The following is a 2500-nucleotide window of genomic DNA, read 5'->3' as shown; positions in this document are numbered from 1 at the left end:
GGAGAAATTCCAATCGAACCTGGAGATAGCTGGTTCTCCCCGAAATAGCTTTAGGGCTAGCCTTAAGTGTAAGAGTCTTGGAGGTAGAGCACTGATTGGACTAGGGGTCCTCATCGGATTACCGAATTCAGTCAAACTCCGAATGCCAATGACTTATCCTTAGGAGTCAGACTGCGAGTGATAAGATCCGTAGTCAAAAGGGAAACAGCCCAGACCGCCAGCTAAGGTCCCAAAGTGTGTATTAAGTGGAAAAGGATGTGGAGTTGCTTAGACAACTAGGATGTTGGCTTAGAAGCAGCCACCATTTAAAGAGTGCGTAATAGCTCACTAGTCGAGTGACTCTGCGCCGAAAATGTACCGGGGCTAAATACACCACCGAAGCTGCGGATTGATACCGAATGGTATCAGTGGTAGGGGAGCGTTCTAAGGACAGTGAAGTCAGACCGGAAGGACTGGTGGAGTGCTTAGAAGTGAGAATGCCGGTATGAGTAGCGAAAGACGGGTGAGAATCCCGTCCACCGAATGCCTAAGGTTTCCTGAGGAAGGCTCGTCCGCTCAGGGTTAGTCAGGACCTAAGCCGAGGCCGACAGGCGTAGGCGATGGACAACAGGTTGATATTCCTGTACCACCTCTTTATCGTTTGAGCAATGGAGGGACGCAGAAGGATAGAAGAAGCGTGCGATTGGTTGTGCACGTCCAAGCAGTTAGGCTGATAAGTAGGCAAATCCGCTTATCGTAAAGGCTGAGCTGTGATGGGGAAGCTCCTTATGGAGCGAAGTCTTTGATTCCCCGCTGCCAAGAAAAGCTTCTAGCGAGATAAAAGGTGCCTGTACCGCAAACCGACACAGGTAGGCGAGGAGAGAATCCTAAGGTGTGCGAGAGAACTCTGGTTAAGGAACTCGGCAAAATGACCCCGTAACTTCGGGAGAAGGGGTGCTTTCTTAACGGAAAGCCGCAGTGAATAGGCCCAAGCGACTGTTTAGCAAAAACACAGCTCTCTGCGAAGCCGTAAGGCGAAGTATAGGGGGTGACACCTGCCCGGTGCTGGAAGGTTAAGGAGAGGGGTTAGCGTAAGCGAAGCTCTGAACTGAAGCCCCAGTAAACGGCGGCCGTAACTATAACGGTCCTAAGGTAGCGAAATTCCTTGTCGGGTAAGTTCCGACCCGCACGAAAGGTGTAACGATTTGGGCACTGTCTCAACCAGAGACTCGGTGAAATTATAGTACCTGTGAAGATGCAGGTTACCCGCGACAGGACGGAAAGACCCCGTGGAGCTTTACTGTAGCCTGATATTGAATTTTGGTACAGTTTGTACAGGATAGGCGGGAGCCTTTGAAACCGGAGCGCTAGCTTCGGTGGAGGCGCTGGTGGGATACCGCCCTGACTGTATTGAAATTCTAACCTACGGGTCTTATCGACCCGGGAGACAGTGTCAGGTGGGCAGTTTGACTGGGGCGGTCGCCTCCTAAAGTGTAACGGAGGCGCCCAAAGGTTCCCTCAGAATGGTTGGAAATCATTCGTAGAGTGCAAAGGCATAAGGGAGCTTGACTGCGAGACCTACAAGTCGAGCAGGGACGAAAGTCGGGCTTAGTGATCCGGTGGTTCCGCATGGAAGGGCCATCGCTCAACGGATAAAAGCTACCCCGGGGATAACAGGCTTATCTCCCCCAAGAGTCCACATCGACGGGGAGGTTTGGCACCTCGATGTCGGCTCATCGCATCCTGGGGCTGTAGTCGGTCCCAAGGGTTGGGCTGTTCGCCCATTAAAGCGGTACGCGAGCTGGGTTCAGAACGTCGTGAGACAGTTCGGTCCCTATCCGTCGTGGGCGTAGGAAATTTGAGAGGAGCTGTCCTTAGTACGAGAGGACCGGGATGGACGCACCGCTGGTGTACCAGTTGTTCTGCCAAGGGCATAGCTGGGTAGCTATGTGCGGAAGGGATAAGTGCTGAAAGCATCTAAGCATGAAGCCCCCCTCAAGATGAGATTTCCCATAGCGTAAGCTAGTAAGATCCCTGAAAGATGATCAGGTTGATAGGTTCGAGGTGGAAGCATGGTGACATGTGGAGCTGACGAATACTAATAGATCGAGGACTTAACCATATAATATGAAGCAATGTTATCTAGTTTTGAAAGAATATAAAAAACTTGTTGACTTTCAAAGTGAAATAAGTTACAATAATTCTTGTCTTAAATGAATACAGTCTGGTAATGATGGCAGAGAGGTCACACCCGTTCCCATACCGAACACGGAAGTTAAGCTCTCTAGCGCCGATGGTAGTTGGGACCTTGTCCCTGTGAGAGTAGGACGTTGCCAGGCAATCCGGAGGATTAGCTCAGCTGGGAGAGCACCTGCCTTACAAGCAGGGGGTCGGCGGTTCGATCCCGTCATCCTCCACCATTTAGCCGACTTAGCTCAATTGGTAGAGCAACTGACTTGTAATCAGTAGGTTGGGGGTTCAAGTCCTCTAGTCGGCACCAGTTTTTATTGTAAGAGCCATT

3 tRNA genes and 2 rRNA genes (2 of these 5 only partly in view) are annotated in these 2500 nt (G+C 51.0%); all 5 read left to right on the top strand.

Annotated elements, in window-relative coordinates:
• Nucleotides 1-2101 (top strand): 23S ribosomal RNA (locus tag QCI47_RS27840); it begins 822 nt to the left of the window's first position.
• Nucleotides 2102-2202: 101 nt separating this feature from the next.
• A 5S ribosomal RNA gene (rrf, locus tag QCI47_RS27835) occupies nt 2203-2318 on the top strand.
• A gap of 5 nt (nt 2319-2323) precedes the next feature.
• Nucleotides 2324-2399, top strand: a tRNA-Val gene (locus tag QCI47_RS27830).
• A 4-nt stretch (nt 2400-2403) separates the two neighbouring features.
• Nucleotides 2404-2479, top strand: a tRNA-Thr gene (locus tag QCI47_RS27825).
• Between the two features lie 13 nt (nt 2480-2492).
• Nucleotides 2493-2500, top strand: a tRNA-Lys gene (locus QCI47_RS27820); it runs 68 nt beyond the window's last position.

It is taken from the genome of Bacillus cereus group sp. RP29 (assembly GCF_040459765.1).
Classification (GTDB): domain Bacteria; phylum Bacillota; class Bacilli; order Bacillales; family Bacillaceae_G; genus Bacillus_A; species Bacillus_A paranthracis.
This window is presented reverse-complemented; position numbering and strand designations above follow the sequence as displayed.